The organism is Actinoplanes sp. NPDC026619 (genome assembly GCF_040638295.1).
In the GTDB taxonomy this organism is placed as follows: Bacteria; Actinomycetota; Actinomycetes; order Mycobacteriales; family Micromonosporaceae; genus Actinoplanes.
This window is the reverse complement of the sequence record NZ_JBEZYA010000050.1, coordinates 15,944-41,219: the sequence shown is the minus strand read 5'-3', so window position 1 is coordinate 41,219 and position 25,276 is coordinate 15,944. Positions and strand designations below refer to the sequence as shown.

The 25,276-nt window shown below is 71.4% G+C and carries 22 protein-coding genes and 1 pseudogene; 16 read left to right on the top strand and 7 right to left on the bottom strand.

Annotated features, from left to right (window positions below):
- The first annotated feature begins 1,663 nt into the window (after nt 1-1,663).
- Nucleotides 1,664-1,948 carry a MerR family transcriptional regulator gene (locus AB0E90_RS49650; RefSeq protein ID WP_360420505.1) on the top strand — a complete coding sequence of 95 codons (285 nt, stop codon included), beginning with the start codon at nt 1,664-1,666 and terminating at the stop codon, nt 1,946-1,948.
- Nucleotides 1,949-2,003: 55 nt separating this feature from the next.
- Here AB0E90_RS49650 and AB0E90_RS49645 read toward each other — a convergent pair whose 3' ends face one another.
- Together AB0E90_RS49645 and AB0E90_RS49640 are read right to left on the bottom strand one after the other, a co-directional pair.
- The gene (locus tag AB0E90_RS49645; RefSeq protein ID WP_360420503.1) at nt 2,004-2,324 is read right to left on the bottom strand and encodes a hypothetical protein; all 321 of its coding nucleotides are present in this window, start codon (nt 2,322-2,324) and stop codon (nt 2,004-2,006) included.
- 4 nt (nt 2,325-2,328) lie between these two features.
- Nucleotides 2,329-3,042 carry a hypothetical protein gene (locus AB0E90_RS49640; RefSeq protein ID WP_360420501.1) on the bottom strand — a complete coding sequence of 238 codons (714 nt, stop codon included), beginning with the start codon at nt 3,040-3,042 and terminating at the stop codon, nt 2,329-2,331.
- A gap of 108 nt (nt 3,043-3,150) precedes the next feature.
- On the opposite strand from AB0E90_RS49640, the gene AB0E90_RS49635 reads away from it, so the two are divergent.
- The 4 genes from AB0E90_RS49635 (at nt 3,151) to AB0E90_RS49620 (ending at nt 6,308) form a co-directional block, all read left to right on the top strand.
- Nucleotides 3,151-3,597: an Hsp20/alpha crystallin family protein gene (locus AB0E90_RS49635; RefSeq protein WP_360420499.1), complete on the top strand. Its 447-nt coding sequence runs from the start codon at nt 3,151-3,153 to the stop codon at nt 3,595-3,597.
- A gap of 62 nt (nt 3,598-3,659) precedes the next feature.
- Nucleotides 3,660-3,956, top strand: coding sequence for a hypothetical protein (locus AB0E90_RS49630; RefSeq protein ID WP_360420497.1), 297 nt, complete (start codon nt 3,660-3,662; stop codon nt 3,954-3,956).
- A 331-nt stretch (nt 3,957-4,287) separates the two neighbouring features.
- On the top strand, nt 4,288-5,583 hold the full coding sequence (locus AB0E90_RS49625) for a cytochrome P450 (RefSeq protein WP_360420495.1): 1,296 nt from the start codon (nt 4,288-4,290) through the stop codon (nt 5,581-5,583).
- Nucleotides 5,584-5,744: 161 nt separating this feature from the next.
- Nucleotides 5,745-6,308: a hemerythrin domain-containing protein gene (locus tag AB0E90_RS49620; protein WP_360420493.1), complete on the top strand. Its 564-nt coding sequence runs from the start codon at nt 5,745-5,747 to the stop codon at nt 6,306-6,308.
- A 94-nt stretch (nt 6,309-6,402) separates the two neighbouring features.
- Here AB0E90_RS49620 and AB0E90_RS49615 read toward each other — a convergent pair.
- Nucleotides 6,403-6,612 (bottom strand): annotated as a pseudogene (locus tag AB0E90_RS49615) (dipeptidase); the annotation flags it as partial.
- Nucleotides 6,613-6,618: 6 nt separating this feature from the next.
- Nucleotides 6,619-9,087, bottom strand: a complete 2,469-nt coding sequence (locus AB0E90_RS49610; protein ID WP_360420491.1) for a phosphoketolase family protein — start codon at nt 9,085-9,087, stop codon at nt 6,619-6,621.
- Between the two features lie 186 nt (nt 9,088-9,273).
- Between AB0E90_RS49610 and AB0E90_RS49605 the strand changes: the two genes are divergently transcribed.
- Both AB0E90_RS49605 and AB0E90_RS49600 read left to right on the top strand, forming a co-directional pair.
- Entirely contained in the window at nt 9,274-10,542 is a 1,269-nt protein-coding gene (locus AB0E90_RS49605) for a PP2C family protein-serine/threonine phosphatase (protein WP_360420489.1), read from the top strand.
- Nucleotides 10,543-10,684: 142 nt separating this feature from the next.
- Nucleotides 10,685-11,065, top strand: coding sequence for a CBS domain-containing protein (locus AB0E90_RS49600; RefSeq protein WP_360420487.1), 381 nt, complete (start codon nt 10,685-10,687; stop codon nt 11,063-11,065).
- A gap of 55 nt (nt 11,066-11,120) precedes the next feature.
- On the opposite strand, the gene AB0E90_RS49595 is transcribed toward AB0E90_RS49600, so the two are convergent.
- Together AB0E90_RS49595 and AB0E90_RS49590 are read right to left on the bottom strand one after the other, a co-directional pair.
- Nucleotides 11,121-12,353, bottom strand: a complete 1,233-nt coding sequence (locus AB0E90_RS49595) for an MFS transporter (protein ID WP_360420485.1) — start codon at nt 12,351-12,353, stop codon at nt 11,121-11,123.
- A gap of 184 nt (nt 12,354-12,537) precedes the next feature.
- Nucleotides 12,538-13,944 (bottom strand): aldehyde dehydrogenase family protein, encoded by a 1,407-nt coding sequence (locus AB0E90_RS49590; protein WP_360420483.1) that lies wholly within the window; start codon nt 13,942-13,944, stop codon nt 12,538-12,540.
- Nucleotides 13,945-14,094: 150 nt separating this feature from the next.
- Here AB0E90_RS49590 and AB0E90_RS49585 point away from each other — a divergent pair, with 150 nt between their 5' ends.
- The 9 genes from AB0E90_RS49585 to AB0E90_RS49545 are packed head-to-tail and all read left to right on the top strand — an operon-like array spanning nt 14,095 to nt 24,146.
- The gene (locus tag AB0E90_RS49585) at nt 14,095-15,723 is read left to right on the top strand and encodes a carbamoyltransferase C-terminal domain-containing protein (RefSeq protein WP_360420481.1); all 1,629 of its coding nucleotides are present in this window, start codon (nt 14,095-14,097) and stop codon (nt 15,721-15,723) included.
- Complete coding sequence (locus AB0E90_RS49580; RefSeq protein WP_360420479.1) at nt 15,720-16,826, top strand: glycosyltransferase; 1,107 nt, start codon at nt 15,720-15,722, stop codon at nt 16,824-16,826. The genes AB0E90_RS49585 and AB0E90_RS49580 overlap by 4 nt, the downstream gene beginning before the upstream one ends.
- Nucleotides 16,823-18,394, top strand: a complete 1,572-nt coding sequence (locus AB0E90_RS49575) for an HAD-IIIA family hydrolase (RefSeq protein WP_360420477.1) — start codon at nt 16,823-16,825, stop codon at nt 18,392-18,394. The genes AB0E90_RS49580 and AB0E90_RS49575 overlap by 4 nt, the downstream gene beginning before the upstream one ends.
- The gene (locus AB0E90_RS49570) at nt 18,391-19,317 is read left to right on the top strand and encodes a glycosyltransferase (RefSeq protein ID WP_360420475.1); all 927 of its coding nucleotides are present in this window, start codon (nt 18,391-18,393) and stop codon (nt 19,315-19,317) included. The genes AB0E90_RS49575 and AB0E90_RS49570 overlap by 4 nt, the downstream gene beginning before the upstream one ends.
- Nucleotides 19,302-20,522 carry a glycosyltransferase gene (locus AB0E90_RS49565; protein ID WP_360420473.1) on the top strand — a complete coding sequence of 407 codons (1,221 nt, stop codon included), beginning with the start codon at nt 19,302-19,304 and terminating at the stop codon, nt 20,520-20,522. The genes AB0E90_RS49570 and AB0E90_RS49565 overlap by 16 nt, the downstream gene beginning before the upstream one ends.
- Nucleotides 20,522-21,163 carry an SIS domain-containing protein gene (locus AB0E90_RS49560; protein WP_360420471.1) on the top strand — a complete coding sequence of 214 codons (642 nt, stop codon included), beginning with the start codon at nt 20,522-20,524 and terminating at the stop codon, nt 21,161-21,163. Before AB0E90_RS49565 ends, AB0E90_RS49560 begins: the two co-directional genes overlap by 1 nt.
- Nucleotides 21,160-22,542, top strand: coding sequence for a PfkB family carbohydrate kinase (locus AB0E90_RS49555; RefSeq protein ID WP_360420469.1), 1,383 nt, complete (start codon nt 21,160-21,162; stop codon nt 22,540-22,542). The genes AB0E90_RS49560 and AB0E90_RS49555 overlap by 4 nt, the downstream gene beginning before the upstream one ends.
- Before the next feature lie 6 nt (nt 22,543-22,548).
- Entirely contained in the window at nt 22,549-23,229 is a 681-nt protein-coding gene (locus AB0E90_RS49550) for an SDR family oxidoreductase (RefSeq protein WP_360420467.1), read from the top strand.
- Complete coding sequence (locus tag AB0E90_RS49545) at nt 23,226-24,146, top strand: glycosyltransferase family 9 protein (RefSeq protein ID WP_360420465.1); 921 nt, start codon at nt 23,226-23,228, stop codon at nt 24,144-24,146. Before AB0E90_RS49550 ends, AB0E90_RS49545 begins: the two co-directional genes overlap by 4 nt.
- Nucleotides 24,147-24,439: 293 nt before the next feature.
- On the opposite strand, the gene AB0E90_RS49540 is transcribed toward AB0E90_RS49545, so the two are convergent.
- Nucleotides 24,440-25,273 carry an SDR family oxidoreductase gene (locus AB0E90_RS49540; protein WP_360420463.1) on the bottom strand — a complete coding sequence of 278 codons (834 nt, stop codon included), beginning with the start codon at nt 25,271-25,273 and terminating at the stop codon, nt 24,440-24,442.
- Nucleotides 25,274-25,276: the final 3 nt, after the last annotated feature.

The following is a 25,276-nucleotide window of genomic DNA, read 5'->3' as shown; positions in this document are numbered from 1 at the left end:
CGAACCGGCAATCCTGCCCGAAACGGCATGGATCAATCCACCCGCAGACAACCACGGTGACCAGCAGATTCACTCAAAGAATCCCTGATCAACCCGCCTCAAAATTCTTGACACGTTCCGACTCCTCCTGGGTACACGCCTTCACCCGCGGCATCCGCCACCTCCAAGAGCCGCCGTGACTCGCCCCTCGGACACACCTCTCCCTCCAAGTGCGACGGCTGATCAGTTACCTGGACGGCAATGGAACACCTCATGAAACTGCTCCGCCCCCTTCGTCGTGGGCGCGGCGATCTATCTCGCCACCGAAGCGATCCCGGCCGCGGCGTGGAAATCGTCCAGCTACAGCTACGCCGACAACTGGATCTGCGACCTCGGATCCGCAACGGCTGGCGTGTTCCAAGGCCGCGAACTCAACTCGCCGCTGCACGTCGTCATGAACTCCGGATTCATCGTTCAGGGCCTGCTCTTCGGGATCGCCACCGTGCTGCTATCGCGGACGATGAGCGGGCGGTCCCGGATTCCGGCCCGAGAACGTCCGGGACGTCGACACTCGCCATGCCGGTGCACGCGACAGAGTGCCCCTCGGATGCGCGGGAGTCTCGGCTCGGCTCGGTGTCTCCTGCTCGCTGCGGTGGGTCGGCGCGACCGGCATCTCGATGGGTGATCTCGCGACCCTCGTCGACGACAGGCCTGCGGTGCCGCCGGGATTGCTGCCTCTTTCGCCCGACTAGCTCGGCACGCTTCGCTCGTGTCGGCACCGTCAGTCGATCGGAGAGCGGTTGGCCGATCTTTGTCGGACGTGTTGCGCGATCGATACCGATAACACGGCTACTCCATTGCGTGAGCATGATCAACGAACGATACGGCGAGCGCGAGGAGGCGGAGCTCCGCAGCAGCCTACGGACTGGGCTAAGGCTTAGGCGGGCCGGGAGCCCGGCGTCGATCCAGACGAGTGGGGCTTGCGAACAGCACCGGATCGTTGTGTCTCGGCGGTCCGACGGCGCCGGCAAGCTGTCCACCACCCCGGAGAAAATCTATGCTCAAGTTACTAGACATGCTCGCTCCTGTCGGTTAAGTTTCTTCTGGTCGAGAACGAAGCATCGCTAAAGACGCAGACGAAGAACCGCCCAGACGGGGCGAGGGAGCCGGACCGACAACGACCCGGCTCAGCCTTGATGCAGGTGATATAGGAGTAACACCGCAGTTGACAGAAAAGTTCGGCAGGAGCCCGGGACAACTTGTTCCAGTGCCGGGTGAACAGGCGGCGAGGCCGAGGTCAGGTTTCAGGGCTTCGCCGCAGGTAAGGGTGGTTCGTCGCACGTGTTCGGGGCCATGAAGTCGCGTGGGGCTCCGTGACCGGCGGACTGTACGAGGTAAGAGAGAAGTCTGAGGAAAGGGAGGGTCTTACACCGTTGGATCGCCCGCCGCCGACCGCAGGACTGGGTTGGGCGCGGACACCGCAGTTTCCATCGAACGAGAGGTGGTCTCCGGTCACGCTTATGCGGTCCTCGCACCCGAATCCCTTACACAGGGCTGGTGCGGATACGACAATCCGACTCTCCGGTCGGTAGATGGTGTATTTAGTCCCGAAACCCTTGGGCCCCGGCGCTTCCACAGTGCCGGGGCCCTCGTTCTGGAGGTGTATGTGGTTCAACCCGACGACATGCTCGACGACGAGGACTACCCCGCCTACACGATGGGCCGTGCCGCGGAGATCATCGGCTGTACGCCGGATTTCCTGCGCCGCCTCGGCGAGGCGAAACTGATCGATCCGTTCCGTTCCGGGGGCGGGCATCGCCGCTACTCCCGCTACCAGATCCGCCTCGCGGCCCGGGCCCGCGAGATGTGCGACCAGGGGACCGATATGGGATCGGCCTGCCGCATCATCATCCTCGAAGACCAACTCGAACAAGCCCTGCGGCACAACCAGGCCCACCAACACCCCTGACCGCCCCCGCGGCGCTGAACTCCGCGCCGGCAACGCCCGTCATGCGGTCCTCCCATCAGGGCAGGGGCCGTTCATCGTCACCCGCCGCGGTCCCCGCTTTTACCTGGCCAGGTGCGCCGGCCGGGTCGTGCGTCAGCCGGTCTGCGCGTTCTTGGATGTCATCTGCCTGTGCTGACACGGCAACGCTCAGCACCCGCAGCCGGATGGCCGTCTGCGGGTTCCGCGACGCTGCCGCGCGGGCCTCAAAGGTCGTCGCGGCCAGCCTCAACTGCTCGACGGTCGAGCGCATCACCGCAGCCGTGCGCGCCTTTTCCTGGCTGCTCCTCTGCCGTTCCCCGGTCACCTTCTGGCCGGTACCCCAGGATGCTGATGCCATGCCGTCAGTCCGAACCGTTGCCGCCGTGCTCCTGGGGTCCGATGCCGTGTTGCCGTGCGGGGTGCTTTCGGATCTGGTCGGTGTGGGCGGTGACGGCATCGATCTGGCCGGTCAGCCCAGGATGCCGGCGCAGGTGGCGCTGGACCGCGGCGAGCAGGGCGGGCAACGTCGATGCGTCCGGTTCGCCGAGCGCGTTGTGCAGCTGAGCGAGGGCTTGGTCGGCGGCGTCGTCGAGATCGGCGAGTGCGGTGATCTGCCCGGCCAGGCGGCGCAGGTCGGCGGTGTGGTCGTTGGCCCACCGGGTGACGGCCCGGTCTCCGGCCCGGCGGTCACGTTCGGCCTGTACGCGGGCGTCGCGCGTCGCGCCGGGTTGTTCCGTGGGGCTGGCGGTGCTGCGCAGGTAGCGGCGTTCGGCGGCCTGCCGGCTCGCGACACCCAGCGCTGGGGCGATTGCCTGCCAGGAAACGCCGGCAGCGCGGGCAGCGGCGATCAGGATCGGCTCGAAGCCCGCGAGTTCGCTCTGCGCCCGGCGCAACAGCACCAGCGCCTCAAGCAGTTCCGCGGGACTCACCCTGATGTCACCAGGAGCGCTCCTCCCCACCTGGGTGACTGTGGCAGCGAGCGCCGCCGTGGCGGCGCCGAGGTCCAACGGGTTCATCGGGGGCGCCGGCGAGGAGGTCTCACGGTCGGGGGACGGCTCGGTCACGGGCATCCGCATCCTCTTGTCATCTTTTTGTTGACGCTCCGGTTGTCATCGCGGCGATGACGTGTTAGAAAAACGGTATCGCGCATTGACCGTCACGTCGAGACAGCAGGAGGTGGGATCATGTTGATGCGCAGCGAACCCTTCACCGAGGTCAACCGGCTCGCCCAGCAACTGTTCGGGGCCACGGCCGCCGGGACCTGGTCCCGTCCGACCGGGATGCCGGTGGACGCGTTCCGCAACGGCGACGAGTTCGTGATCGCGTTCGACCTGCCCGGGGTCGACGCCGACGCGATCGACATCGACGTGGAACGCAACGTGTTGACCGTTCGCGCCGAGCGCCGGCCGATCGACCTGGGCGAGCACGCCATCGCGCAGCTGACCGAACGCCCGCTCGGGGTGTTCTCCCGGCAGCTGTTCCTCGGCGACGCCCTGGACACCGAGCGCATCGACGCCGCGTACGACAACGGTGTCCTGGTCCTGCGGATCCCCATCGCCGAGAAGGCCAAGCCCCGCAAGATCAACCTGGCCGGGCGTCAGCACACCGACCAGAAAGTCATCACGGGCTGACCCGAACGCCTTCATCAGCTCGACTCTGTTGCTGCAATCGGATGTGGCGGGTGGTGACCGGCATGACCAACACGTTCACGGTCCAGGCCAAGACGGCGTTGTCCCCCGAATGGGACCACGGGTTCGACGAGGCGTTCACCGACCTCGTCACCGCTGAGCCCGACTGGGTCCGCGACGAATTCGACGCCCTCATCGGCGCGAACTTCACCGAGCCGCCCGACCCCCCGCCACCACCCGCCCCATCGACCGGCCAGCCAGAACCACCATCATCCCCACCCGGCAGCGGGCAGACCAGGCCGGCCGCGACGACCGACCAGGTCCCCGCCGATCCCGTCACCACGCAGCGGTCGCCGCCCTGACACCACGTCCTCCAGAAGTCCGCCACCCGGTTCGGGTGGCGGACTTCGCCGCCCCCACCGCCTGCTCTCCCGCCGGTCAACCAGTCAGAGGCAGGCCGGCAGCGGCCCTGAGTTCTAGGCGATAACGGGACCGGACAGCCCATCAGGTCTGTGAGCGCGGCGGCGGGCAGCGGTTCGGCGTACAGGTAGTTCTGGCCGATGGTGCAGCCGAGGCCGCGCAGTTCGCTCTCCTGGGCGGTGGTTTCGATGCCTTCGGCGACGGTGGCCAGGTGCACAGCCCGGCTGAGCCGGCCCGCGGTTTCCGCGAGCGACAGCTGGGCATATGGCGCGCATGTCTGAGCATCGACGTCTCTACTTCGACGACAGCCTGGGCCTGATCTCCCAGGGTTATTCCTGGCTCCCGGGGCGGTGGCGACGCGCCGGTAACGCCGGCATCGTGCAGACCCGGCTGATGGGCCTGCGTGCGGTCGGTCTGCGGGGGCCTGAGGCGGTGCGGTTCTTCTACGACGAGTCGCACGTGCGCCGGCACGGCGCGATCCCGGAACCCGTGCAGGGAACCCTCTTCGGGCACGGCGCCATCCACACGCTCGACGGTGTGGACCATCGCAACCGCAAAATGATGTTCCTGTCGGTGCTCAAGGATGCCCGCCAGGTCGGTCGGCTGGCGGAACTCACCGGGCAGAGGTGGGACGAGTCGGTGGGGCAGTGGGCAGGGCAGCCGCAGGTGGTGCTTTTCGACGAGGCCGCCCGCGTGATCACCCGGGCGGTGTGTGAGTGGGCCGGCGTCCCGCTCGCCGCCGGGGACACCGCGCAGATGGCCGCCGATCTGACCGCGATGGTGGATGGGTTCGCCACGCTCGGGCCGCGCCACTGGCGGGCGCGCCGGTCCCGTGGCCGCTGCGAGCGCCGGCTGGCCGGGCTGATCCAGGGGGTACGCGACGGAAAGGTGGCCGCACCCGCCGATTCGGTGCTGGAACTGGTAGCCGCGCACACCGAGACCGACGGGCGGCTGATCGACGCCCGGCGAGCCGCGGTGGAGTTGCTCAACGTCATCCGCCCGACGGTCGCGGTCTCCTGGTTCGTCACGTTCGCCGGTCACGCGTTGCACCGCCGGCCGGAGCACCGGGAGCGGCTGCGGGCCGGTGACCTGGCGTGGGCGGTCGCCTTCGCCCACGAGCTGCGCCGGTTCTACCCGTTCGCTCCGTTCGTCGGCGGCGTGGCCGTGCGGAACCTGGACTGGCAGGGCGCGCACATCCCGGCCGGTGCGATGGTGCTGCTGGACATCTACGGGCAGAACCACGATCCCGCGCTCTGGCCGGACCCGTACCGTTTCGATCCCGGCCGTTTCCTCGACCGGGAACCCCGCCGTGACGAGCTGATCCCGCAGGGCGGCGGTGACCCGGGCACCGGCCACCGGTGCCCGGGCGAGGACGTCACCCTCGCACTGCTGGCCACTCTGCTCATCCGGCTCGCCCGGCTCGACTACGAGGTGCCGGAGCAGGACCTGACCATTTCCTTGCGCCGGATTCCGGCTCTGCCGCGCAGCCGGGTCGTGCTGCGGGTGACCGGCTCGGTCCGTTCCGAGAATCCGTTGGACGCGGTACACCACGTCACGCCGTACCGATGAGCGGTGCGGGTGAGCTCGTGGCCGCGTGATGGCGGTGTAGTCGCACGGCCGGCCCGCCGGGCAGCGCTGGCTGCGGCTGTTCGCTCCGGTCAGCAGTATTAGGCGGCGCATTTCGGGGTACGCGGCGGCTGTCCGCATGGCAGCCACCTTGGAGGAGACCAGTGAGCGACACCGCCGGCACCGACGTCGTCGACATCCTGACCAATGATCATCGCGACGTGACCGCGCTGATCGCCGAGATTTGGACCGTCACCGATCCCATGATCCGTCGCGACCTGACCGACACCGCGATCAGCGAGCTGGTGCGGCACGCCGTCGCCGAGGAGATGTACGTCTACCCGGCGATGCGCAAGCATCTGCCCGACGGCGACAAGGCCGTGGAGCACGACGTCGAGGAGCACAAGGAGCTCGAGCAGACGATGAAACAACTGGAAGCGGCCGACGTGTCCAGTGCCGAGTTCGACACCGCCCTGGGCAAGCTCGAGACCATTCTGGCCGATCACGTGCAGGACGAGGAGACGGAGCAGTTCCCCGAGTTGCGCCGGCACATTCCGCACGATGACCTGGTCGCGCTGGCCGGCAAGGTGGAGACGGCGAAGAAGCTGGCGCCGACCCGGCCGCATCCCGGCGCGCCGAACAGCGAGTTGTTCCACAAGGCGGTCGGACCGGGCGTGGGGCTGGTCGACCGGCTCCGTGACAAGCTCACCGGCCGCGCGACCAAGTAGCGGCCCAGGTGGGCGGGCCCACCCCGGGCGGTAGCTTCCCGGCAGCGGAGGAGCCGGTTCGGCCGCCGTGGCCGAGCCGGTTCTCCTACCAGGATCAACCGCCTGCGGGTGGGGCCAGGTTACGCGGCAACAACGCCTCGGCGAGGCAGGTACGGGTGAATTCGGCGAGGTGAAGGCCCTCGTTCGGCCCGTGAGCGGCACAGTACGGGTCTTCGATGCCGGTGACCAGGACGGCAGCCTCGGGGAACTGTTCCTGAAGGGTGGCGACGACCGGGATCGAGCCGCCGATCCCGATCTCGGCCGGTACGCGCTAGTTCGTCCAGCTCCAGTTCGCCACCTCGGGGATGTCGATGCCGTGTTCGCGGGTCCACATCCGGGCGGCAAGGCGGGCGTCGACCATCTCCTGGCGCAGCCCCGCCGCGCGGGCGCCGAGCGACGGCACCCGGTCGATGACGTCGATGACCAGGTGATAGCGGTCGAGGTCGTTGAGCATCACCATGTCGAACGGGGTGGTCGTCGTTCCGTTCTCCTTGTAGCCGCGCACGTGCAGTCCCGCGTGGTTCGTGCGCCGATAGGTCAGCCGGTGGATGAGCCACGGGTAGCCGTGGAAAGCGAAGATGACCGGCCGGTCGGTCGTGAACAACGTGTCGAACTCGCTGTCCGGCAGCCCGTGCGGGTGCTCGCCGGCCGGCAGCAGGCGCATCAGGTCGACCACGTTGACGACGCGGACGCGCAGGCCGGGCAGGCGCTCGCGGAGAATGGCCGCGGCGGCGAGGGTTTCCAGCGTGGGCACATCCCCGGCGCAGGCAAGGACGACGTCGGGCAGGGTGCCGGGGTCGTCGTTGTGGCCGGCCCACTCCCAGATGCCGGCGCCGCGGGCGCAATGCAGTGCGGCGTCGTCGACGGACAGCCAATCCGCCTGTGGCTGTTTGCCGGCGACCACCACATTGACGTAATGGCGCGAGCGCAGGCAATGGTCGTACGTCGAAAGCAGGGTGTTGGCGTCCGGCGGCAGATAGACCCGGACGATGTTGGGCTTCTTGTTCATCACCACGTCGAGGAAGCCGGGGTCCTGGTGGGTGAAGCCGTTGTGGTCCTGCCGCCACACGTGCGATGACAAGAGGTAGTTGAGGCTGGCCAGGGGACGTCGCCACGCGACCTCGGCACTGGCCTCGAGCCACTTGGCGTGCTGGTTGAACATCGCGTCGACGATGTGGATGAACGCCTCGTAACAGGTGAACACGCCGTGCCGGCCGGTCAGCAGGTAGCCCTCGAGCAGGCCCTGGCACATGTGCTCGGACAGCACCTCGATGACCCGGCCCTGCCGGTCCATCTTCTCGTCGAACTCGCCGACCTCCGCCTGCCAGTCCCGGCCGGTGACCTCGAGGATGTCCTGCAGGCGGTTGCTGGCCAGCTCGTCCGGGGCGAAGGTGAGGAAGTTGGCGGGATTTGCCGCGGTGACGTCGCGCAGCCAGCCGCCCAGCACCCGGGTGGCCTCGTGCTGCGTGCCGCCCGGCGCCTTCACCTCGACACCGTAGTCGCGCCAGTCCGGAAGCCGCAGGTCGCGCAGGGGGACGCCGCCGTTGGTCACCGGGTTGGCGCTCATCCGCCGCTCACCCGAGGGCGCCGACTCCCGCAACGCGACGGTCGGGCGTCCGGTGTCGTCGAACAATTCCTCGGGACCGTACGAGCGCAGCCACTGCTCGAGGACCTGCCGGTGCCGGTCGTCGGTGCGGGCGCCGGGCAGCGGCACCTGGTGTGCGCGGAACGTGCCCTCCACCTGCTGCCCGTCCACGATCGGCGGGCAGGTCCAGCCCTTCGGTGTGCGCAGCACGATCATCGGCCACTCCGGCCGGGTGTGGTCGCCGCCGTCGCGGGCCGCCCGCTGAATCTCGGCGATCCGATCCAGGCAGTCGTTCAGCGCGGCGGCGAACTGCTGGTGCACGGTCGCCGGATCGTCGCCGGCCACTATCTCCGGCGCGTATCCGTAGCCGCGCATCAGCTCCATCAGTTCGGACTCGGGGATTCGGGCGAGCAGGGTCGGATTGGCGATCTTGTACTCGTTCAGCGCCAGGATCGGCAGCACGGCCCCGTCGCGTACCGGATTGAGGAATTTGTTGGCATGCCAGCTCGTCGCCAGCGGACCGGTCTCCGCCTCGCCGTCGCCGACCACGCAGAAGGCCGTCAGGCCGGGGTTGTCCAGCGCCGCGCCGTACGCGTGCAACAGGGAGTAGCCCAGTTCACCACCCTCGTGGAAGGAGCCGGGTGTCTCCGGTGCGCAGTGGCTGGGCACGCCGCCGGGGTAGGAGAACTGTGCGAAGAAGGCCCGCATCCCAGCGGCATCCTGCGGAATGTTGCTGTACAGCTCCGAGTAGGTGCCTTCCAGCCACGCGCAGGCGTTCGGGCCCGGACCACCGTGACCGGGACCGGCCACGAACACCGCGTCCAAACCGCGCGCGATGATCTGCCGGTTGGCGTGTGCCCACACCAGGTTGAGGCCGGGCACCGTTCCGAAGTGCCCGAGCAGCCGGGGCTTGATGTGCTCGGCGGTCAGCGGTTCCCGCATCAGCGGGTTGTTGCGCAGGTAGATCTGCCCGACCGAGAGATAGTTCGCGGCCCGCCACCAGGCGTCGACCGCGATCAACTCCTCGCGGCGCAGCAGACCGGACGCATCGGAGAGGGTGTACCGCTGCGGGGCGACGGTCTCCCCGCCACCGGCGCTGTCGAAATCGGCGGCAGTCTCCCCGCCCATGCTTGCCAGCTGGTCCTGCTCGGTCATGAGCCGTGGCTACCCTTTGGCGGGCGAGCTAACCGGGAGCCGCTGAATCCACTGTCCATCGGCCCCGGATACCCCGACTCTGTCACCGTCGAAAAGCACGCGCAAGGCGCGCAAATAGCGCCTTGAAACCGGCCGGGCAACCGCAGATGGGTTTGCCGCCCGGTCTCCCCGGTCATGGAGTCGACCATGAGTGATGCGGGAGAGGCACTGTGGCTCGAGGCGCTGGGCCGCGTTCTCGACCGATCGCACCTGTTCCAAGGCGACGAGCTGGCCGGCGCGGTGGGTGCGGCGATGGCGCCCCTCGGCATCCGTACGGTGCTCTACCTGGTCGATGAGGAACAGCGCGACCTGCGGATCGTGCCGCAGGACGCCCGGCCGGTCGCCGGCCCCCTCTCGCTCGAGGCTTCCCTGCCCGGACGGGCCTTTCGCCTGGTGGAGACGGTGCTCATGGCCGGCGGAGACGGATGGTGGGTGCCCGTGGTCAACGGCACCGATCGGCTCGGCGTGCTGGGCTTCACCTTCGCGGACGACGTCGACCGGCACGATGACCTCACCCGGCGCCGCTGCCAGACGATCGCGGGACTCGTCGGGCACCTGATCACGGTGACGGCGGCGAAGGGTGACTACCTGATGCAGGTCCGCCGCGCCCGGCCCATGTCCGACGGCGCCGAGCTGCTCTCGCAAATACTCCCTCCGATGACGGTCAGCTGCAAACGACTCACCCTCAGTGCGGTCCTCGAGCCCCGGTACGACATCGGCGGCGACGGTTACGACTACGCCCTCGACGGCGAGTTCGCGCGAATGGCGATCTTCGACGGCGTCGGTCGCGGGCTTCGGGCCGGTCTCGCGTACGCCGTCGCCGTGACCGCGACCCGCGCCGCCCGCCGCGCCGGACACGATCTCCACGAGCAGGTCCGGGCCGCCGATGCGGCCTTGCTCGAGCAGTTCGACGACGCCCGGTTCGTGACGGCCGTGCTCGGCGAGCTCAACATGGCCACCGGGGTGCTGCGCTACATCAACGCCGGGCACCCGGCCCCGCTGCTGCTACGCGGCGGAAAGTTCATCCGGGAGCTGCCGGGCGGCCGGCGCATGCCGCTGGGGCTCAACGACACCAGAGAGCGCGTCGGCACGGAGCAGCTCGAGCCCGGCGATCGGCTTCTGTTCTACACCGACGGGGTCATCGAGGCGCGCGACGCCAACGGCGCGATGTTCGGCGTCGAGGCGCTGATCGACCACGCCGAACGCCATGCCGCGGATGGACTGCCGGCCCCGGAAATGTTGCGCCGGTTGGCCCGCGCGGTTGGCGCCCACCACAGTGGCCCGGCTGCCGACGACACCACCCTGGTGCTGACGGAGTGGTCCCCGGAGGCGGTCCACCGCAGCATTCCCACCCTCCGGCATCCCGGCGATGGTCCGCATTTGCCGCGCGGCGACGAGGGCAGGCCGGACCGATGAGTCGCCTGGAACAACCTGTCGCCCGGTGCCGCGACCGTGGGTGGCGGGGTGAGGTGTGATCATCCACTTTGGCAGGTTTGAACATGCTCATCGGGGTCACCGCGGGGTAGGCGGCGGCTACCACCGAGAATGAGGAGCTGCCATGACTACCGCGCGCGAAATCATGAGTCCCGACGTCACCTGCGTGGCGGAAAAGGAGACTCTGGCCGACGCCGGCCGGAAGATGACCGAGCTCGACGTCGGATCGCTGCCGATCTGCGGCGAGGACAACCGGCTCAAGGGCATGATCACCGACCGCGACATCGTCACCAAGGCGATCGCCCAGGGGCGTGACCCGGCGCAGGTGGCCGCGGGCGAGCTGGCCCAGGGCAAGCCGGTCACGATCGGTGCCGACGACGACGTCGCCGAGGTGCTCAGGACCATGGCCGAACATCAGGTTCGCCGGCTGCCGGTGATCGATGGGCATCGGCTCGTGGGCATCGTCGCGGAGCGGGTCGTGCATGTCGCGGACCCGACCGAGTAGCGGCCGGCCTCGAGGTTCGCCCCGGAGATGTCGGCCGGGCGGCGACGGCCGGAGATCAGGCCGGCTGCTCGACGAGGGTGCGGCCGAGGGTGGGGACGACGGACTGCGGCTGCCGGCCGACAGCCCGGATCAGCGCCATCCCGCCGGCCGCGGCCGCCGCTGTGGTGACGACGCCGGCCAGCACCAGCGCGCCCCGGGGACCGGCCGTGTCACACAGCCAGCCGACCAGCGGTGCACCCACGATGCCCGACAGGGAGGACGTCATGCCCAGCGCGGCCAGGACCCGGCCCCGCATGTCCTCGCGGGTGTCCAGCTGCACCCTCGTCGAGACGACCGTGTCGAGGATGACCGCACCCGCCGCGATCGGCAGGATCAGCGCCGCGAAACCGAGCACGTTCGGGGCCAGGCCGGAGAAGAGCTGGAGGACGCTGATCATCAGGCCGGCGCCGACCAGCGTCGGCAGGGTGGCGCGGCCGCTGCCGGCCAGCAACAGGCCGCCGGCCACGGCGCCGGCGGCGAAGACCGTCGAGAGCACGCCGTACGCGCCGGGGCCGCCGTGCAGCGGACCGGCGGTCATGGCGGCCATCGTCACCTGGTAGTTGCGGCCGAGGGAGCCGAGCACGAACGACATCGCCAGCACGATGAGGACCACCGGCTGGCCGAGCACGTAGCGCAGGCCGGCCCGCACCCCTTGATCCGATGCCGGCGCCTCGGCCAGCGTCCGCATCGAGCCGGGGCGCATGACGGCGAGCGCGCCGATCACGGCCAGGTACGAGGCCGCGTTGATCGCGAAGAGCGGTGCGGGGCCGGTCAGACCGACCAGGACGCCGCCGACGGCCATGCCGCCGATCCGGCCGGCCGAGCTGAGCACCGAGCCGAGCGCCAGCGCGGAGCCGAGCGCTTCGCGGGACACCAGCGCCGAGCCGAAGCGGCCCAGGCTGGGGCCCTCGACAGCGCTGATCACCCCGGACAGCAGGGCCACCAGATAGATCGGCCACAGCCGGCCGGTGTCGAACACCAGCGCCAGGGCCAGCAGCGCCCGGATCACCTGGCAGGCGATCAGCAGCGGCCGGGCGGGCAGCCGGTCGGCGAGGGCGCCACCCCAGCCGCCGAGGAGGAGCACCGGCAGGGCCTGCGCCATCACCGTGAAGCCCATGGTGGTGGCCGAGCCGGTCACCGAGAGGACGACCCAGTTCAGCCCGAGCACCTGCATCCACGTGCCGCCCGTCGACACCAGGTCGGCAGCCGCCCAGAGGCGGTAGTTGCGTTCGCGTAGCGGTGCGAGCATCGGAGCCAAGACGGCGGTCCCCCCAGGTGCGACGTACGCCGTACCTCGGCGCCGTACGCCCTATCGGGAAGCGCTTCTGACCTGCTTCGGCCGTTTGACCATGTACAACCGGACCGCAACCGCAACCGTGCCCCGCTGGTCGGGGCGGGGCACGGATCGGATCATGCTGAGCGAACCGGAGGGCTCACCAGCCCGTCGGGGGCGCCTCCAGGTGCACGGCCTTGGTCGCGGTCATCTCGTCCAACAGCTCCGGGCCGTACCCGAAGCCCTGCCCGCTGCCTCGGCGGGGATGCGCGGCGCCGCCCGGCGCGCCGCCGAACACCGCATTGACCTTGACCGTGCCGGCCGGGAGGGTGCGCCAGGCCTGCTGGGCGTGGCTCATCGAGCCGGTGAGCACGCTCGCCGCCAAGCCGTACGAGGAGTCCGCCGCCCGGCGCAGCGCCTCGTCGAACGAGTCGACCGGCGCCACCGGCGCCACCGGCCCGAACGTCTCGTCCCGCATCACGGCCATCTCGTCGGTGCAGTCGGCCAGCACCGTAGGGGGATAGAAGGACCCCGGTCCGGACGGCACCGTACCGCCGCGCAGCACCCGGGCGCCGTCCTTGACCGCCCGCTGCACCTGATCGTCGACGGCATCGCGGTGCCGTCGATCGACCAGCGGGCCGAGGTCGGCGGCCCAGCGGTCCGCCTCGGCCGCCAGGGCGTCGAGGAATGGCCCGGCGACATCGCGGTGTACGTAGATGCGTTCGACGGCCACGCAGATCTGGCCCGAGTTGGCGAAAGATCCGACCGCGGCCTGGCCCGCCGCCCAGACCGGATCGACGCCGGCGTCCACGATCAGGGGATCGCTGCCGCCGTTCTCCAGCAGCGCCTTGGCTCCGGTGCGGGCGCAGGCGGCCGCGATCGACCGGCCGGTGCTCGTCGAGCCGACCTGGGCAACGACGTCGACCGGTGCGGCGGCGAGCGCGGCGCCGACCGAGCCATCGCCGTTGACCAGGGACAGGACGCCGTCCGGGAAGTGCGGGGCGAGCAGTTGGGTGAGGCGCCAGCCGGTGGCCGGGGTGCGCTCGCTCGGCTTGTACACGACCGTGTTGCCGGTGACCAGGGCCGCGCCGAGCAAGCCGCAGGAGACGGCCACCGGGTCGTTCCAAGGGGTGATCACCGCGACCACGCCGCGCGGTGTGTGGGCCATCAGGTCGATCGCCTCGTCGTTGCCGGCCAGGGCCCGGCCGCGGTGGGTCGGCCCGAGTTCCGCGTACTGGCGTAAGGTGCCGGCCCCGGCCATGATCGACTCTTGGGCACCGTCGACCGGTTTACCCATCTCGGCGTTCATCAACTCGGCCAGCTCACCGGCCGCTTCCGTCACTGCGGTCGCCGCCGCGTGCAGGGCGGCCGCGCGAGCCGCCGGGGCGGTGGTGGCCCATCCGGCCGCGGCCTGCCGGGCGGTTCGCACCGCCGCCGCCACATCTTCCTCAGCGGAGTGGTGCAGCAGCGTCACCGGCGTGCCGTCCGCCGGGTTGAGGACGGTCGACTTCCGGCTCGAACCGCCCTGTCCCCAGATGTTCGATACCAATTGCTCAACCTCGTACATGCCGGGGCGGTTGCCCGTTGCCAACGAGGCCAAACTTCTCGGCGTCGATGGTCTGTGAACTATCAGTGCAGGTAATGGCCGACAAAATTTGTCCTGAAGAAGTCGATGATCTAGCGAATAAGCCAAAGATCGGTGGGTACCCGGCGCCGCATGCGAGTGCTGGGAATCAACGCGATCTTCCATGACCCGGCGGCTGCACTGGTCGTCGACGGTCAGGTGGTGGCTGCTGCCGAGGAGGAACGGTTCAGCCGCCGCAAGCACGGCAAGCGGCCGGTCCCGTTCGCCGCCTGGGAGCTGCCCGAACTGGCCGCGGCCTGGTGTCTCGAGGAGGCTGGGCTGCGGCCGGGCGACCTCGACGCCGTTGCCTACTCCTTCGACCCGGGCCTGTCCCGCGACGCGGCGAGCCTCGGTCTGAACGACCCGTGGGACCACCTGCGCGTCGACTACGCCCGGCGTGCTCCGCAGTTCCTCGGCGCCGCGCTGCCCGGTCTCGACCCCGAGCAGGTGCGCTTCGTGCCGCACCACGTCGCCCACGCCGCGTCCGCAGGCCTCTCGGTGCCCGAGGACAGCGCGGTGCTGGTGCTCGACGGGCGCGGCGAGGTGGCCAGCCACCTGGCCGGGGCCTACCGCGGGGGCGAGCTCGAGGTGCTGAAATGCCAGGAGCTACCGCACTCCCTCGGGCTGCTCTACGAGGACCTGACCCGCCACCTGGGCTTTCTGCACTCCAGCGACGAGTACAAGGTGATGGCGCTGGCCTCCTACGGCCGTCCCCGCTTCCTCAACGTCTTCCGCGACCTCGTGCGGACCACCGACGACGGTGGCTTCACGGTCGAGCGGATCGACTGGGACGCCCTGGCCAAGGCGCGGACGGCCGACGGCGAGATGACCGAGGCACACGCCGACCTGGCGTCCAGTGTGCAGACTCGGCTCGAAGAGGTGCTGCTCGACCTGGCCCGCTGGACCTACGAGGCGGCCGGCGGCCCGAAGACCCTCACGATGGCCGGTGGCACCGCGCTGAACTGCGTCGCGAACGCGCGAATCGCCGCCGAGGGCCCGTACGAGCGGGTCTGGGTGCAGCCCGCGGCCGGCGACTCCGGCACCGCGCTCGGCGCGGCCCTGGCCGTCACCGGCCGGAACGTGCCGTTCACCACCGCCGCGCTCGGCCGCGGCTGGACCGACGACGAGCTCGAGGCCGAGCTGAGGCGGGCCGGACTGCCCTACACCCGGCCCGAGTCGATCGCCGCCGAGGCCGCACGCGTTCTGGCGGCCAACGGCATCGTCGCCTGGTATCAGGGCCGCAGCGAGTACGGTCCGCGCGCGCTGGGGCACCGCTCGCTGCTGGCCCACCCCGGCGACGCCGACACCCAGACCCGGATGAACGACGTCAAGGGCCGCGAGCAATTCCGGCCGATCGCCCCGATGGTCCGGGCCGAGCGGTTCGACGACATCTTCGAAGGCGTCAACCCGAGCCCGTACATGCTCTTCGTGCACCGCGTGAAACCGGAGTGGAAGGACCGCATCCCGGCCGTCACCCACGTCGACGGCACCGCCCGGGTGCAGACCGTGCACACCGGGACCGAGCCGCTGGTAGCCGAGATGCTCGCCGAGTTCGAGCGGCTCACCGAGCTGCCCGTGGTGGTCAACACCTCGCTGAACACGGCCGGCCGGCCGATGGTCGACACCCCGCGCGAGGCGATGGAGCTGTTCGGCTCGGCGCCGGTCGACCTGCTCGCGATCGGGCCGTTCGCGGTCCACCGGGCCACGGCGTTCCAGAAGTGACCGCGACGGTCGTGGTGCCCACGCTCGGCCGGCCGAGCCTCGGCGTCCTCCTCGAGGCGCTCGGTCCCGGCCTCACGAAGCACCGGTTCGAGCTGCTGATCGTCGACGACCGCCCCGGCGACCGCCCGCAACTCGTCCTGCCGCCGGGCATCGGGGCCACCGTCCTCGACGGGCCGGCCCGGGGACCGGCGGCAGCCCGCAACACGGGGTGGCGCGCTGCCTGGCACGAGTGGATCGCCTTCCTCGACGACGACGTGCTGCCCGATCCGGACTGGGCCGACCGGCTCGCCGACGACCTGGCCGAGGCGGGGGAGGACGTCGGCGGTGTGCAAGGCGTGCTGCGGGTGCCGCTGCCCGCGGACCGGCGGCCCACCGACTGGGAACGGGTGACAGCCGGGCTCGCCGACGGCGCCTGGATCACCGCCGACATGGCTTACCGCCGCGCCGCGCTGACGCGCTGCGGCGGCTTCGACGAGCGTCTGCCGCGGGCCTTCCGGGAGGATGCCGAGCTTGCCTTCCGCGTACGCCGGGAGGGATGGTCGCTGCGGCGCGGCCGGCGACGGGTCACCCATCCGGTACGGCCGGAGGGCCGGTGGGTCAGCGTGCGTACTCAGCGCGGCAATGCCGACGACGCATTGCTGCGCCGGCTCTACGGCCCGCGCTGGCGTGAACGCCTGGAGATCCCGCCCGGGCGCCGCCACCGGCACGTCGCCATCACAGCCGCCCTCGTCGCCGCCGGTGCCGCCGCGCTGGCCGCCGCGGGCGGACGACCGGGCTGGAAAGCGGTCGCGGCCGGCGCCGGGCTCGTCTGGGCGGCCGGCACCGCCGAGTTCGCCACCGCCCGCATCGCCCCCGGCCCCCGCGATCCGCTCGAGGTGGCCACGATGGTGGCCACCAGCGCCGTGATACCTCCGGTCGCCATCGTCCACTGGCTGCGCGGCTGGTTGCGCTGGCGCGCGGCCGGGCCCCTCTGTTCGCAGCCGGCCGGGCCGCCCCCGGCGCACCGCCGCCCGGCCGGGTGGTCCGCGCTGTCCCGGCCGGCGGCCTCCGGTTCCGTGCCCGCCCGGCCGGTCGCGTCCCGCTCGGCGGAGGGCGGCCGGTGAGCGAACTCTTCGACGCGGTTCTGTTCGACCGGGACGGCACCCTGATCGTGGACGTGCCCTACAACGGCGATCCCGCCCGGGTCGAGCCCATGCCCGGCGCCCGGGAGGCACTTGATCGCCTGCGCGCCGCGGGCCTGCGGCTCGGCGTGGTCACCAACCAGTCCGGTCTGGCGCGGGGCCGGTTCACCGCCGGCCAGTTGGCCGCCGTGAACCGCCGCGTCGACGACCTGCTGGGCCCGTTCGACACCTGGCAGATCTGCCCGCACGACGACACCGCGAACTGCCGCTGCCGCAAACCCGCCCCCGGCATGGTCATCGCCGCGGCCGAGGCCCTCGGCATCACCCCGGCCCGCTGCGTCATGGTCGGCGACATCGGCCGCGACATGGACGCCGCCCAGGCCGCGGGTGCCACCGCCGTTTTGGTACCCACCCCGGTCACTCTGGCTGCCGAGGTCGCCGCGGCACCGGCGGTCGCCGGCACCCTTACGGCGGCCGCCGACCTGGTCCTGCGACGTGAAGCCCTGGTCACGCCCGTGCCGCGTTCTGGCCAGGCCCGGACCGTGCTGGTCGTCCGCTCCGACTCGGCCGGCGACGTGCTGGTCACCGGACCGGCCGTCCGGGCGGTCGCGGCCGGCGCCGAGCGGGTGGTGCTGCTCTGCGGCCCGCGCGGCCGGCACGCAGCCGAGCTGCTGCCCGGTGTCGACGAGATCGTCGAATGGCGGCTGCCGTGGATCGACGCGCAGCCCGGCCCGGTCGACCCGGCCGACATGGCCGCCCTTATCGAACGACTACGGGCCACCGGAGCCGGCGAGGCGGTCGTCTTCACCTCGTTCCACCAGTCAGCGCTGCCTCTCGCCCTGCTGATGCGGATGGCCGGCATCGGCCGGATCACCGCGATCAGCGAGGACTATCCCGGCTCGCTGCTCGACGTGCGGCACCGCGGCGTACCCCCGGGCCTGCCGGAAGCCGAACGGGCCCGCAGCGTCGCCGCGGCGGCCGGCTTCGCCCTCCCGCAGGGTGACGACGGCCGGTTGCGGATCGTCGGAGCGGTGCGCCGGGGACCGGGAAAGTATGTCGTGGTTCACCCCGGAGCCAGCTGCGAGGCCCGGTCCTGCCCGCCCGAGACGCTCCGCGGCATCGTCGCCGCGCTCGTCGCCGGCGGCCATCGCGTGCTGGTCACGGCCGGGCCCGGCGAGCGTCACCTGGCCGCCTATGTCGCCGGGGACGTGGGCGAGGAAGCGGGGCGTACCTCGATGTCGGAGCTGGCCTCGATCTTCGCCGCTGCCGCCTGCGTGGTGGTCGGCAACACCGGTCCGGCCCACCTCGCCGCTGCCGTCGGTACCCCGGTCGTCAGTCTCTACGCCCCGACCGTTCCCTACGGCCAATGGGGTCCCTACCGCGTGCCGAACGTCCGGCTCGGCGACCCCGCCGCGCCCTGCCGCGGCACCCGGGCCACCACCTGCCCGGCCGGCGGCCACCCCTGCCTGTCCACCATCGAACCCGCGGAGGTGGTCGCGGCCGTCGCGCGGCTCGCCGCCCCCGCCGAGATTGCCGAGGCTGTCGCGTGAACATCCTTCTCTGGCATGTGCACGGCTCCTGGACGACCTCGTTCGTCCAGGGCAAACACCGCTACCTGATCCCGGTCAACGACGCCCGCGACGCCTGGGGCCGTGGCCGGGCGCAGACCTTCGACTGGCCCGCATCGGTCGAAGAGCTGCCTCTGGAACAGATCCGGGACGCGGACGTGGCCGTCGTGCAGCGGCCCGAGGAACTCGAGCTGGTGCCGCGTGGGCTGCCGGTGATCTATGTGGAGCACAACACCCCCAAGGGCGACGTGCCGAACAGTCGGCATCCGGTGGCCGACCGGGACGACCTGGTAATCGCCCATGTCACCGACTTCAACGAGCTGTTCTGGGACACCGGCGGCACCCGGACGACGGTGATCGAGCACGGCATCGTCCAGCCGGTCGCGCGCTGGAGCGGCGAGCTCGGTCACCTCGCCGTCGTCACCAACGAGCCGGTACGCCGCGGGCGGGTCACCGGCACCGACCTGTTCCCACGGTTCGCCCAGGTGGCGCCGCTCGACGTCTTCGGCATGGGCGTCGAGGACCTGCGCGGGCCACGGATCACCCCGTACGACGACCCACCGCAGCACGAGATGCACACACAGGTCGCCCGCCGTCGTGCCTACCTGCACCTGTGCCGCTGGACCTCGCTCGGGCTGAGCCTGATCGAGGCGATGCAGATGGGCATGCCGGTCATCGGGCTCGCGACCACCGAAGCGACCGCCGCGGTGCCACCGGACGCCGGAGTCCTGGACACCCGGGTCAGCACACTCGTCGAGGCCGCGCACTGGCTGCTCGAGGACGACACCGCAGCCCGCAACCTCGGCGCCCGCGCCCGCCAGGTCGCCCTCGCCCGTTACGGCCTGGACCGGTTCCTGGCGGACTGGGACCGGCTGATCGAGGAGGAAACATGCGCGTCGCGCTGATATCGGAACACGCCAGTCCGCTCGCCGCGCTCGGCGGCATCGATGCGGGCGGTCAGAACACCCACGTCGCGGAGCTCGCCGGTGCCCTCGCGGCGGCCGGGCACGAGGTGCGCGTCTATACCCGGCGCGACTGCCCGGACCTGCCCATGGTGGTGCCGATAGGTGACCGGGCCGAGGTCGTGCACGTGCCGGCCGGGCCGGCGGCCGCACTGTCCAAGGATGAGCTGCTGCCGCACATGGGCCAGTTCGCCGAGTGGCTGGCGGACGACTGGCGCAACGAATGGCGGCCGGACGTCGCGCACGCACACTTCTGGATGAGCGGGCTGGCCGCGGTCACCGCCGGACGGCGCGCCGGGGTGCCGGTCGTGCAGACCTTTCACGCGCTCGGCTCGGTCAAGCGCCGCCACCAGGGCTCGGCCGACACCAGCCCGCCGCGACGCGTCGCCTACGAGCGTGAGCTGGGCCGGGCGGTCGACCGAGTGATCGTGCAGTGCCGGGACGAGGTGAACGAACTGGTCCGCCTCGGCGTGCCACGCGGCCGGATGTCGCTCGTGCCTTCCGGTGTCAACGTCGAGCGGTTCCGCCCCGACGGACCGGCCGTGTCGCGCGACCGCCGTCGCCCGCGCATCCTCACCGTGGCCCGCATGGTCGAGCGCAAGGGCGTCGAGGACCTGGTCCGGGCCCTGCCCTCGGTGCCCCGGGCCGAGCTGGTGGTGGTCGGCGGCCCGCCCGAGGGCGAGCTGGCCGGCGACCCGTACGCCCGGAGGCTGCGCCGGCTGGCCGAGAGCTGCGGTGTGTCCGGCCGGGTCCGGCTCGCGGGCGCGGTGCCGGCGCACGAGATGCCGCAGTGGTACCGCTCCGCCGACCTGCTCGCCGCCACCCCCTGGTACGAGCCGTTCGGCCTGACCGTGCTCGAGGCGATGGCGTGCGGCGTTCCGGTCGTCGCCTCCGCCGTCGGCGGCCTCGTCGACACCGTCGTCGACGGGGTCACCGGCGACCTGGTGCCGGCTCGCGACCCGGTCGAGCTCGGTGCGGCACTGCGCCGCCTCGTCATCGACGACGTGCGGCGCTTCTCGTATGCCGCGGCCGCGCTCGATCGAGCCACCCACTCCTATGCCTGGCCCTGCGTCACCGCCCGGCTCGCCAGTGTCTACGCCAGCGTCGCGGGTGTCGCCACCGAACCCACCCCGGAGGTCTTCGCCTGATGGATTCGCCTGATCTCTCCCCGACCGACGCGCACCTGACGGCGCTGACCGCCGCGATCGGCCCGTACCGCGCGGCGTCCGCCCGGCTGGCCCGCTGGGGTGCCGAGCTCGCCTGGCACCTCGGCCAGGGCGGCCGGCTGCTGGTCGCCGGCAACGGCGGCAGCGCGGCCGAGGCCCAGCATCTCGCCGCCGAACTGGTCGGCCGCCTGCGCGACGAGCGCCGGCCGCTGTCCGCGATCGCGCTCACCCCGGACTCCTCGGCCGTCACCGCGATCGGCAACGACTACGGCTTCGAGGAGATCTTCGCCCGGCAGGTACGTGCGCACGGCCGCCCCGGCGACGTGCTGCTCACGATGTCGACCAGTGGCCGCAGCCCGAACCTGCTCGCCGCCGTACGTGCCGCCAAGGAGTGCGGGATGCGCAGCTGGGCGTTGACCGGCGCCGGCGGTCCGCTCGCCGACGCCAGCGACGAGGCGCTGCGCTGCCCGTCGCCGGACAGCCAGGTCGTGCAGGAACTGCACCTGGTCTCGGTCCATCTGATGTGCGAATACCTCGACCGGGCTCTGCCCGCGGTTCTCAACGGGCGACCGGCCGCCCCTTTCGCCGGGATCGACGAGATCAAGCTGGAGGTGGGCGTATGAGTCTGGTGATCGTCGGCGACACCCTGCTCGACCGGGACGTCGAGGGCAGCGTGCACCGGGTCGCCCCGGACGCGCCGGCCCCCGTTCTCGACGAGGAGCAGGTGCGCGAGCGGCCGGGCGGCGCCGGCCTCGCGGCCCTGCTCGCCGCCGCGTCCGGCCAGCAGGTCGCCCTCGTCACCGCTCTCGCGGACGACGCCGGCGGCGCCCGGCTCAGCGAGCTGCTCACCGCCGCCGGCGTGCAGGTCTACGCGCTGCCGATGCCCGGCCCGACCCCGGAGAAGGTGCGGCTGCGGGCGCACGGACAGGTCCTGCTCCGCCTCGACCGCGGCGGCGCGCCGCGGCCACCCGGCGAGGTGCCCGGCGCTGTGCTCGACCTGCTGCGCGATGCCACCGCCGTGCTGGTCAGCGACTACGGCCGGGGTGTCGCCCGGCACCCGGATCTGCGCCGCGCGCTGAAGGAGACCAGGGCGCCGATCGTCTGGGACCCGCACCCGTCCGGCCCGCAGCCGGTGCCGAACGCCCGCCTGGTCACCCCGAACGCCGCGGAGGTGCGCAAGCTCGCCGGCGACGCCGGCGGCGGCGGATCCACCCTCGCCGCCGCTCAACGTGCCGGGCACGTCCTGCGGCAGCACTGGCGCGCCGGCGCTGTCGTGGTGACCTGCGGCGCCGAGGGAGCGGTCCTCTGCCACTCCGGGCCGACGCCGCTCGTGGTGCCCGCCCCCACGGTCGTGGCCGGCGATACCTGCGGAGCGGGCGACCGTTTCGCGGTGACGGCGGCGCTGGCCCTCGCCGATGGCGCGCTGGTCTCCGAGGCCGTGCAGCGAGCTGTCGCGGCCGCTTCGGCCTATGTGGCCGGTGGTGGCGTGACCGCGCTGCTGGAACCGCACGACGAAACTGCTGGGTCGCGGGAGCGGATCGGGGCCGACGAGGCCGGCCGTCTCGCCGCCGAGACGCGCTCGCGCGGCGGGACCGTCGTCGCCACCGGCGGCTGCTTCGACCTGCTGCACATCGGCCACCTCGCCACTCTGCGCGCTGCCCGCAAGCTCGGGGACTGCCTCATCGTTTGCTTGAACAGCGACAACTCCGTGCGCGGCCTCAAGGGCGCCGACCGGCCGCTTAACGGCGAGATCGATCGCAGTCGCCTGCTCGCGGCGCTGGACTGCGTGGACGCCGTCGTGATCTTCGATGAGCCGACACCCGAGGCCGTGCTCACCTGGCTGCGGCCCGACGTCTGGGTCAAGGGCGGTGACTACGACTCCGTTCCCGAGACGGAACTCGTCGAACGCTGGGGCGGCCGCACCGTGATCGTCCCGTACCTGGACGGGCGCTCGACCACCCGAACCATCGCCGCGGCCCAGGCCGCCACCACCCGGAGGTAATCCAGCATGGATGCAGTCATCGTCACCGGCGGCTCGAGCGGGCTCGGCGCCGCCGTCGTGGATGCCGTGATCAAGGTGGGCGGCCGCCCGTTCGTCATCGACCGGCAGCGGCCCGCCGGCGACGTGCCGTGGATCGAGTGCGATCTGGCCGACACGCGTGCCGCCGAAGCCGCGACCCGCCGGGCTGTCGAGGAGGCCGGCGGCACCATCGACGGCATCGTCACGGCCGCCGGCATGGACGTGCCCGGCGCGCTCGCCGACATCCCCGGCGAGACCTGGGACCGGATCGTCACCATCGACCTGCTCGCCACCGCCGCGGTGATCCGGGCCGCGATCCCGGCGCTCAAGGAGTCGCACGGCGGGGTGGTCACGATCGCCTCCACGCTCGGCGTCAAGGCGGTCGGTGACGCGACCGCCTACTGCGCGGCGAAATTCGGCGTCGTCGGCTTCACCCGCGCGCTCTCGGCCGAGCTGGCCGGCCAGGTCAACGTCACGCTGGTGATCCCGGGCGGCATGCGTACGAAGTTCTTCGATGACCGCGACGAGCAGTACAAGCCCGGCCCGGACGCGATCCTCAACGACCCGGCCAACGTCGCCGCCGCCATCATGTTCGCGCTCGGCCAGCCGGCTGGATGCGCCGTCCGCGAATTGGTCATCGCCGCCGAGACGGAGACGTCGTACCCGTGATCCTCGTCCTTCGCGCCCTCGGCGTGGGCGACCTGGCGGCCTCGGTGCCCGCGATCCGCGGGCTCCGGGCCGCTTTCCGCGGCGACACCCTCGCGCTGGCCGCGCCGGCCTGGCTGACGCCACTGATCGACCTGATCGGTGCCGTCGACCGGGTCGTGCCGGTCGACGGCCTCGCGTCCGTGGTGCGAACGTCGCCGGCGCCGGAGATCGCGCTCAACCTGCACGGCCGCGGCCCCGAGTCGCACCGGCTGCTGCAAGCCGCCCAGCCGGCGAAACTCTGGGCCTTCGCGAACGCCGAGGCGCGGCACCTCGACGGTCCCGCCTGGGACCCCGGCGAGCACGAAGTCCGTCGTTGGTGCCGGTTGGTGAACCATTACGGCGTCGCCACCGACCCGGGGGACCTGACACTGGCCGTCCCCGAGGTGCGGGTTCCGGCCGGCGTCACGATCATCCATCCCGGCGCCAAGTCGCCGTCGCGCCGCTGGCCGGCCGGGCGGTACGCCGCCGTCGCCCGCCGGCTGCACGCGGACGGTCACCGGGTAATGATCACCGGCTCCCCGGCCGAGCACGATCTCGCGGCACAGGTGGCCGCCGGCGCCGGACTTCCGGCCGGTGCCGCCGTCTCGACGACCCTGGGGGAGCTCGCCGCACTCGTCGCCCGCGCGCGCCTGCTGATCAGCGGTGACACCGGCATCGCCCACCTGGCGACCGCCTACGGCACGCCGTCCGTCGTCCTGTTCGGGCCGATGTCGCCGGTGCGCTGGGGACCGCCACCGGACCGGCCTCAGCACCGGGCGATCTGGCACGGCACCCGGAGCGAGCCGGGCGACGCCCTCGGGGCCGGTGTCCATCCCGCCCTGCTGGCCGTCAGCCCGGAGGAGGTGCTGGCCGAGTCAGCCTCGGCGCTCCCGGGCTGAGCATGGACCAGAGCGCGGGCTACCGGCTCTCCGGGCTTGTCAGATATGCGGGATGGGAAACTGCGCCCATACGTGTTTCACCGTGCCGTCCACGTACCAGCCCATGCCGCGAGCGAGATCGCGAACCAGTTGCAGGCCGAGACCGCCGCGGCCCGGCGCTCGACCTTGGGCGAACGTTCGTCTACCCCCCGGTGTCCGTCTTCATGCGGGCCTCAACCTTCGATTCCGGTTGCTGTGTGGGCGGTGCCGACCGGCTTGGACTGCGGCGATCCGCGCCGGCGCAGGTGGGTTCCTCAGAGGATCGGTTTGCCGCCGGTGACCGGGATGACCGCCCCGGAGATGTAGCCGGCCTCGTCGGAGGCGAGCAGCACGTAAACCGGCGCGACCTCCCTGGGTTGACCGGGCCGGCCCAGCGGCGTGTTCTTGCCGAACTCCGCCACCTGCTCCGGAGGCATCGTCGAGGGGATCAGCGGCGTCCAGATCGGACCAGGCGCGACCGCGTTGACCCGGATGCCCCGTTCGCCCAGCATCTGGGCCAGGCCGGCGGTGAAATTGGCAATGGCGCCCTTGGTCGTGGCGTAGGGCAGCAGCGTCGGCTTCGGCGTGTCGTAGTTGATCGAGCTGGTGTTGATGATCGATGCGCCCTCGCCCAGATGTGGGAGGGCGGCCTGCACGAGCCGGAACATCGCGGTGATGTTGAGGTCGAACGTGTGTTGCCATTCCTCGTCGGTGATCTCCTCGATCGCCTCGTGGGTCATCTGGAAGGCGGCGTTGTTGACCAGGACGTCGAGGCCGCCGAACTGCCGGACGGTCTGCTCGACGACCGACCGGCAGTGGTCCCGGTCGGCGAGGTCGCCGGGAATCAGCAACGCCTGCCGGCCCGCCTTCTCGACCAGTGCGGCCGTGTCGCGGGCGTCGTCGTCCTCGTTCAGGTAGGAGATGGCGACGTCGGCGCCCTCGCGGGCGAAGGCGAGCGCGACGGCTCGCCCGATTCCGCTGTCGCCGCCGGTGATCAAAGCACGTTTGCCGGTCAGCCGGCCGGAGCCCCGGTAGCTGTCCTCGCCGTGGTCCGGCTGCTGCCGCATCGCCGTAGTGGTGCCGGGCGGCTTCTGCTGGAGTTCGCTCATGGT

Coding starts and splice junctions, on each gene's coding strand:
- AB0E90_RS49555 (WP_360420469.1), top strand. CDS start 21,160: ATGAGTCTGGTGATCGTCGGCGACACCCTGCTCGACCGGGACGTCGAG.
- AB0E90_RS49640 (WP_360420501.1), bottom strand. CDS start 3,042: ATGCGGATGCCCGTGACCGAGCCGTCCCCCGACCGTGAGACCTCCTCG.
- AB0E90_RS49550 (WP_360420467.1), top strand. CDS start 22,549: ATGGATGCAGTCATCGTCACCGGCGGCTCGAGCGGGCTCGGCGCCGCC.
- AB0E90_RS49630 (WP_360420497.1), top strand. CDS start 3,660: ATGACCAACACGTTCACGGTCCAGGCCAAGACGGCGTTGTCCCCCGAA.
- AB0E90_RS49590 (WP_360420483.1), bottom strand. CDS start 13,944: ATGTACGAGGTTGAGCAATTGGTATCGAACATCTGGGGACAGGGCGGT.
- AB0E90_RS49635 (WP_360420499.1), top strand. CDS start 3,151: ATGTTGATGCGCAGCGAACCCTTCACCGAGGTCAACCGGCTCGCCCAG.
- AB0E90_RS49605 (WP_360420489.1), top strand. CDS start 9,274: ATGAGTGATGCGGGAGAGGCACTGTGGCTCGAGGCGCTGGGCCGCGTT.
- AB0E90_RS49645 (WP_360420503.1), bottom strand. CDS start 2,324: ATGGCATCAGCATCCTGGGGTACCGGCCAGAAGGTGACCGGGGAACGG.
- AB0E90_RS49625 (WP_360420495.1), top strand. CDS start 4,288: ATGTCTGAGCATCGACGTCTCTACTTCGACGACAGCCTGGGCCTGATC.
- AB0E90_RS49540 (WP_360420463.1), bottom strand. CDS start 25,273: ATGAGCGAACTCCAGCAGAAGCCGCCCGGCACCACTACGGCGATGCGG.
- AB0E90_RS49585 (WP_360420481.1), top strand. CDS start 14,095: ATGCGAGTGCTGGGAATCAACGCGATCTTCCATGACCCGGCGGCTGCA.
- AB0E90_RS49560 (WP_360420471.1), top strand. CDS start 20,522: ATGGATTCGCCTGATCTCTCCCCGACCGACGCGCACCTGACGGCGCTG.
- AB0E90_RS49600 (WP_360420487.1), top strand. CDS start 10,685: ATGACTACCGCGCGCGAAATCATGAGTCCCGACGTCACCTGCGTGGCG.
- AB0E90_RS49610 (WP_360420491.1), bottom strand. CDS start 9,087: ATGACCGAGCAGGACCAGCTGGCAAGCATGGGCGGGGAGACTGCCGCC.
- AB0E90_RS49650 (WP_360420505.1), top strand. CDS start 1,664: ATGCTCGACGACGAGGACTACCCCGCCTACACGATGGGCCGTGCCGCG.
- AB0E90_RS49595 (WP_360420485.1), bottom strand. CDS start 12,353: ATGCTCGCACCGCTACGCGAACGCAACTACCGCCTCTGGGCGGCTGCC.
- AB0E90_RS49565 (WP_360420473.1), top strand. CDS start 19,302: ATGCGCGTCGCGCTGATATCGGAACACGCCAGTCCGCTCGCCGCGCTC.